Here is a 7006-nt window from a genome sequence, read left to right as displayed (position 1 = left end):
CTTCCGGCTGGGCGGCCATTCGCTGCTGGCGGTGACGCTGATCGAGCGCATGCGCCGCGAAGACCTGCATACCGACGTACGCGCACTGTTCGATGCGCCCCGGCTCGCGCAATTCGCAGCCGTGACAGAAAAAAAATGGAGACTATGAAATGACAATTGCCCAGCTCTTATTACGCCTGCAGGAGGAGCAAGTTGCGCTTTCCGTCGAAGGCGACGAACTCGTTGTGCTTGGCAAGAGCCGGATTTTTGACGACCCAGCCGTGGTTGGGCTGATCCGCGAAAACAAGAAAACCCTGATCGAAATGGTCAGGGACGGAAGCTACGCGGGAGCAAAAAACCACGACATCCAGAGCGTACCAAACGGCATACCGAACGGCTGCACCATGATTACGCCGCAGATGGTGACACTAGTCAGTCTTCAGCCGGCCGAGATCGAGCGCATCGTATCCGCCGTTCCCGGCGGAGCCGCCAATGTGCAGGACATCTATCCCCTGGGGCCGTTGCAGGAAGGACTACTGTTTCATCACCTGGCAACGGATGAAGGCGATCCTTACCTGCTGCGCGGCGTCTACGCGATCGATACGCGAGAACGCCTGGACGGTTTCATCCAGGCTTTGCAGGCGGTGATCGACCGTCACGACATCCTGCGGACCGCAGTGTACTGGGAAGGATTGCCTGAGCCGGTCCAGGTGGTCTTGCGCCAGGCACCGCTTGCGATCGAAGAAGTGGACATCGATCACCTAGAAGGCGACATCGTGGAGCAGCTAAGCCGGCGTTTCGATCCTCGTCATTACCGGCTCAATATACGGCGTGCGCCCATGCTGCAACTTTGCATTGCCCATGATGCACCGAACCGGCGTTGGATCGCGCTGTTACTGAATCATCACCTGGCCGGCGACCATACTGCCCAGGAAACCATGCTGCAGGAAATACACGCGCACCTGTGCGGTACCGAAGGACGCCTGCCAGATCCGCTTCCGTTTCGCGATTTCGTGGCGCAGGCCCTGCACGAGACCAGCCGCGAGGAACACGAAGCATTCTTCCGCGACATGCTGTCCGATGTGGACGAGCCAACCGCGCCTTACGGCCTGATCGATGTGCATCTGGACGGATCGCGCATCGTCGAAGAACGGATGGAAGTCGATACGTCTCTGGCGCAGCGGCTTCGCACGCAGGCACGTGCGCTTGGCGTAAGTGCCGCCAGCCTGTTTCACTATGCCTGGGCCCAGGTTCTCGCGCGCGTCTCCGGGCGCGACGATGTTGTATTCGGTACTGTCCTGTTCGGCCGCATGCAGGGCAGTGAAGGGATAGGCCGTACGCTAGGCACCTTCATCAACACCCTGCCGTTGCGCATCGCGCCCCGCGATGACAGCGTGCGCGCAGGCGTTCGCGCCACGCATGCGCGGCTATCCCGGCTATTGCGTCACGAGCATGCCCCCCTTTCGTTGGCGCAGCGCTGTAGTGGCGTCGCAGCGCCTGCTCCGCTGTTCACCTCGTTCCTGAACTACCGGCACAACGCCGGGTCTATCCAGCACGCGTATGACGCTCGTCAAGCGTGGCAGGGGATCGAGGTATTGCATACGGATGAGCGCACTAATTATCCATTCAGCCTGGACGTGGATGATATGGGAGATGTTTTTTCGCTGACCGCGCAGGTGCAGGCTCCGGTTTCTCCGGAGCGTGTTTGTGCCACCATGCATGCGGCGCTCGAACAACTGGCGGCAGCACTCGAAGAAAGCCGGGAAACGCCGGCATCCGATCTAGATGTTCTTCCGGCGGATGACATTGCCTTGCTGCGCGCATGGAGCACATCTGCTCCGACACCGGTCGCCGCCGGCATGCCGACAGTCGAATGCATTCATGAATTCTTCGAGGCCAGGGCTGCATTGAAACCAGATGCGGTTGCGGCCGAACAGGAAGCGCGCACGCTGAGCTATGGTGAACTGAATGCGTGCGCCAATCGGCTGGCCCACCACCTGCGCGCGCTTGGCGTTGGGCCGGAGATACGGGTAGCCATGCACCTGACGCGCTCACTCGATATGCTGATCGGTGTGCTGGCGGTGCTCAAGGCCGGCGGCGCTTACGTCCCGTTCGATCCTGCTTATCCGGTTGGCCGCTTGCAATACATGCTAGCCGATTGCCAGCCCCTGGTGCTGCTGACTAATGTCGACGTGCCGGAAACGTTCGGCGCCGCTCTTTGCGCGGCTTCCGTTGCGATCGTTGATCTGCGTACTGATGCTGCATGGAAGCAGGGCAATGAGTCGAACCTAGACCGCAGGTCGGTCGGGGTTCAATCCTCCAGTCTGGCCTACGTCATCTACACCTCTGGATCGACAGGCGAACCGAAGGGGGTGATGATCGAACACCGTGGAGTGGCAAGCCAGGTCGTCGAGATTGCAGCGCAGTACGGGCTGCGCGCTGACGATTGCGTGCTGCAGTTCAATTCGTTTGCGTTCGACGTCTCGGTCGAGGAAATATTCGGTTGCCTGAGCGTCGGCGCTAAGCTGGTGCTGCGGACCGATAGCTGGCTGGCGGATGCGAATACCTTCTTCGATTACTGCGCCGCGAATACGATTTCCGTGGTGGACCTGCCCACCGCGTTCTGGGAACAACTTGTCCAGAACCGCACTGTGCGGGTACCTGCGTGCCTGCGTCTGATGATCGTGGGTGGCGAAGCGATTTCAGCCGCAGCCATGTCGGACTGGTTCCGGCTGACCGACCACCGCCCGCGGCTTCTGGTCGCATACGGACCGACGGAGACCGTCGTCAACGCCACGCTGCACGAGCCCCAGGCAGAGGATGCCGGATTGCCGATCATCGGACGGCCCTTGTCCAACAGCAGCGTCTACCTGCTTGACCGGCACGGCAGGCTGGTGCCGCAAGGAGTTGTCGGCGAAGTCCATATCGGTGGTGCACAGGTTGCACGCGGTTACCTCAACCGCGCGGAGCTGACTCGGGAACGTTTCGTGGCTGATCCGTTTTCGGGCAAGCCGGACGCACGCATGTACAAGACAGGCGATCTCGCCCGTTATCTTCCGGATGGCAATATCGTCTTCGCTGGTCGCAACGACTTCCAGGTCAAGATCCGTGGTTTCCGAGTCGAGCCAGGAGAGATCGAGGCCAAGATGCTCGAACTGGATGGCGTCCGGCAGGCTGCGGTGCTCGCGCTCGACGGTACCGCCGGGGCCGAAACCCAACGCCTGGTTGCGTACTACACAGCACGAACTGGAGCGCAAGTCGATGCAGCGACGCTGCGCGCCGCGCTTTCGGCATGCTTGCCGGCTTACATGATTCCCTCCGCTTTCGTGACACTCGATGCTTTGCCGTTCACGGCCGGCGGAAAGCTCGACCGCCGCGCACTGGCTGCGCTCGATATTGGAGCCGGTTCCATGCCGGACCTCGATTACCAAGCGCCTGGCGACCAGTTAGAAATCACGCTGGCGCGCATCTGGGCCGAAGTGCTCAGAATCGGGCAGGTTGGACGCAACGACGATTTCTTCGACCTCGGTGGCCATTCGCTGTCGGCGGTTCGGGTGATTTCGCGCATCCGCCAGGTGCTGGGCGTGGAAGTACGGATTACCCAATTGTTCACGCGCCCGGTACTGAGCGACTTCGCCGCGGTGGTGCGCGAGGCGGCGNCGCGCATCCGCCAGGTGCTGGGCGTGGAAGTACGGATTACCCAATTGTTCACGCGCCCGGTACTGAGCGACTTCGCCGCGGTGGTGCGCGAGGCGGCGTGCAGCGCGCTGCCGCCGATCACGCCGGTGGCGCGCGGCGAAGGGCTGGTGCTGTCGTTTGCGCAGCAACGGTTGTGGTTCCTGGCGCAGATGGAAGGGGTCAGCCAGGCTTACCATATGCCGCTCGGGCTGCGGCTGGAAGGCGTGCTCGATACTGACGCCTTGCGGTACGCGCTGGATCGCATCGTGGCGCGCCACGAATCGCTGCGCACGCGCTTCGTCATGCGTGACGGTGTGCCGCTGCAGCACATTGCCGATGCGCACTGCGGCTTTGCGCTGCAGGAGCACGATCTGCGTGGACATGACACCGCTGAAGCGGAACTGGAACGGCTGACCGGCGAGGAAGCCGGTGCGCCGTTCGACCTGGAACAGGGACCGCTGATTCNACGATCTGCGTGGACATGACACCGCTGAAGCGGAACTGGAACGGCTGACCGGCGAGGAAGCCGGTGCGCCGTTCGACCTGGAACAGGGACCGCTGATTCGYGGCCGGCTGCTCCGGCTGGCCGAGCAGGAGCACGTATTGCTGGTGACGACSCACCACATCGTCTCCGACGGCTGGTCGCAGGGCATCCTGGTCAACGAGTTCAGCGCGCTGTACAACGCGTATTGCGAAGGGCGCGACGATCCGCTGCCGCCGCTGGCGATCCAGTACGCGGACTACGCGGCCTGGCAGCGGCGCTGGGTCAGCGGCGAGGTGCTGCAGGCGCAGAGTGCGTACTGGCAGCAGACACTGACCNCTGGCGATCCAGTACGCGGACTACGCGGCCTGGCAGCGGCGCTGGGTCAGCGGCGAGGTGCTGCAGGCGCAGAGTGCGTACTGGCAGCAGACACTGACCGGCGCGCCGGTATTGCTGCAGTTGCCAACCGACCATCCGCGTCCGGCGCAGCAGGACTATGCCGGCGCCTTCGTTGCGTTTGAACTCGATGCAGCGTTCACCCAGGGCCTGAAGGACTTGAGCGCACGCCATGGCACCACGCTGTTCATGACGCTGCTGGCCGGCTGGGCGGCGCTGCTGTCGCGCCTGTCCGGACAGCACGACCTGGTGATCGGCACGCCGATGGCCAACCGCACCCGNGGCCTGGCAGCGGCGCTGGGTCAGCGGCGAGGTGCTGCAGGCGCAGAGTGCGTACTGGCAGCAGACACTGACCGGCGCGCCGGTATTGCTGCAGTTGCCRACCGACCATCCGCGTCCGGCRCAGCAGGACTATGCCGGCGCCTTCGTTGCGTTTGAACTCGATGCAGCGYTCACCCAGGGCCTGAAGGACTTGAGCGCACGCCAYGGCACCACGCTGTTCATGACGCTGCTGGCCGGCTGGGCGGCGCTGCTGTCGCGCCTGTCCGGACAGCACGACCTGGTGATCGGCACGCCGATGGCCAACCGCACCCGGGCCGAAGTCGAGCCGCTGATCGGCTTCTTCGTGAACACGCTGGCGCTGCGCATAGACCTGTCTGCATCACCAACGGTTGCGCAACTGCTGCAGTCGGTGAAGGCGCGCACGCTGGAAGCGCAACAACACCAGGACCTGCCATTCGAGCAGGTGGTGGAACTCGTCAACCCGCCGCGCAGCCTGGCGCACAGTCCGCTGTTCCAGGTGATGCTGGGCTGGAACGACACCGAGGGCGAGGACGTCCGGCTGCACGGGCTGACGGCCAGTCCCGTCGCCGCCAGCAGACTAGCTGCGCAATTCGACCTGTCCCTGTTCCTGGGCGAGCGGGACGGCTGCATCAGCGGCGGCCTGGTGTTTGCCACCGCCTTGTATGAGCAGGCAAGCCTGGAACGCACTCTCGCGTGCCTGCGCTGCCTGCTGCAGGGCATGGTCGACAACGAGACACAAACGATCGACCGGCTGGCGCTGCTGGATGCGCAGGCATCCCGGCGCGTGCTGTCGGCATGGAACGATACCGCCGTTGACTATCCGCGCGGCGCACGCGTCCACGACCAGTTCGAGGCGCAGGCAGCAAGCCATCCGCATGCGGTGGCGCTGGTGCATGAAGGCACGCAGCTTAGTTATGGTGAACTCGACGCACGCGCCAATCGGCTGGCGCGCCACCTGCGCGCGCTAGGCGTGGTGCCCGATGCGCGGGTGGCGATCTGCATGGAGCGCGGCATCGACATGGTGGTCGCGATCCTGGCGGTATTGAAAGCGGGCGGCGCCTACGTGCCGCTGGACCCGGACTATCCGTCCGAGCGGCTGGCCTTCATGCTGGCAGACAGCGCGCCGCTGGTCCTGCTCACCGATCCCGCCGCCGCGCAGGCGATCGCCGACCTGCCACATCGGGTCCCGGTGATCGACGTTCAGACTGACGCCTGCCAGTGGTCGGCGCAAGCGTCTGACCGGCTGTCTGTCGGCGCGGCCAGCGCAACCGACCTGTGCTACGTGATCTACACGTCCGGCTCGACCGGACGGCCCAAGGGCGTGATGAACGAGCACCGGTCGGTGGTCAACCGGCTGCAGTGGATGCAGGATGCGTACCGGCTGACTGGCGAGGACAGTGTGCTGCAGAAGACACCGTTTAGTTTCGACGTGTCGGTGTGGGAATTCTTCTGGCCATTGCTCAATGGCGCCAGGCTGGTGATGGCGCGCGCGGGCGGACACAAGGACCCGGCCTATCTGGTACGGGCGGTGCGCGAGCAAGCCATCACGACCTTGCACTTTGTGCCGTCGATGCTGCAGAGTTTCCTTGCCCATCCGGAAGCCGCAACCTGTACCAGCTTGCGCCGCATCGTATGCAGCGGCGAAGCGTTGYCAGGCGTGCTGGCGCGCCAGTGCCGGCAGACGTTGCCGCAGGCGCGGCTGAGCAATCTGTACGGGCCGACCGAAGCGGCGGTGGACGTCACCGCGTGGGAATGCAGCGGGGATGAGCTGCCAGACAACATCCCGATTGGTCATCCGATTGCCAACACCCGCATCTATTTGCTGGATGCCAATGGTCAGCCGGTGCCGCAGGGGGTGGCGGGAGAGATCCATATCGGCGGTGTGCAGGTGGCACGCGGTTATCTGAACCGGGACGAGCTGACGGCGGAGCGCTTCGTGGCCGACCCGTTCAGCAGCGAGCCGAATGCACGGATGTACAAGACCGGCGACCTGGGGCGTTACCTGGCCGATGGCAGCATCCAGTTCCTGGGGCGTAACGATGATCAGGTCAAGCTGCGGGGTTTCCGCATTGAGCTCGGTGAAATTGAAGCGAAGCTGCTGGAGCAGGATGGCGTGCGCGAAGCGGTGGTGATCGCACGCGAAGACCGGGCGGGCGACATGCGTCTGGT

Annotated in this window: 6 pseudogenes; all 6 read left to right on the top strand. The window is 63.7% G+C overall.

The annotated features are described in order from the left end of the window. Nucleotides 1-118 (top strand): annotated as a pseudogene (locus ASE07_RS31010) (phosphopantetheine-binding protein); the annotation flags it as partial. Between the two features lie 31 nt (nt 119-149). After that, nucleotides 150-3638 (top strand): annotated as a pseudogene (locus ASE07_RS31005) (non-ribosomal peptide synthetase); the annotation flags it as partial. A gap of 189 nt (nt 3639-3827) precedes the next feature. After that, a pseudogene (locus tag ASE07_RS31000) lies at nt 3828-4122 on the top strand (condensation domain-containing protein); the annotation flags it as partial. Nucleotides 4123-4266: 144 nt separating this feature from the next. After that, nucleotides 4267-4476, top strand: a pseudogene (locus ASE07_RS30995) (condensation domain-containing protein); the annotation flags it as partial. A gap of 58 nt (nt 4477-4534) precedes the next feature. Beyond that, a pseudogene (locus ASE07_RS30990) lies at nt 4535-4815 on the top strand (condensation domain-containing protein); the annotation flags it as partial. A 1-nt stretch (nt 4816) separates the two neighbouring features. Continuing rightward, nucleotides 4817-7006, top strand: a pseudogene (locus ASE07_RS30985) (non-ribosomal peptide synthetase); the annotation flags it as partial.

It is taken from the genome of Noviherbaspirillum sp. Root189, assembly GCF_001428545.1.
Lineage (GTDB): Bacteria > Pseudomonadota > Gammaproteobacteria > Burkholderiales > Burkholderiaceae_D > Noviherbaspirillum.
The sequence above is the reverse complement of the archived record's forward strand: the minus strand, read 5'-3'. Positions and strand labels throughout refer to the sequence as shown.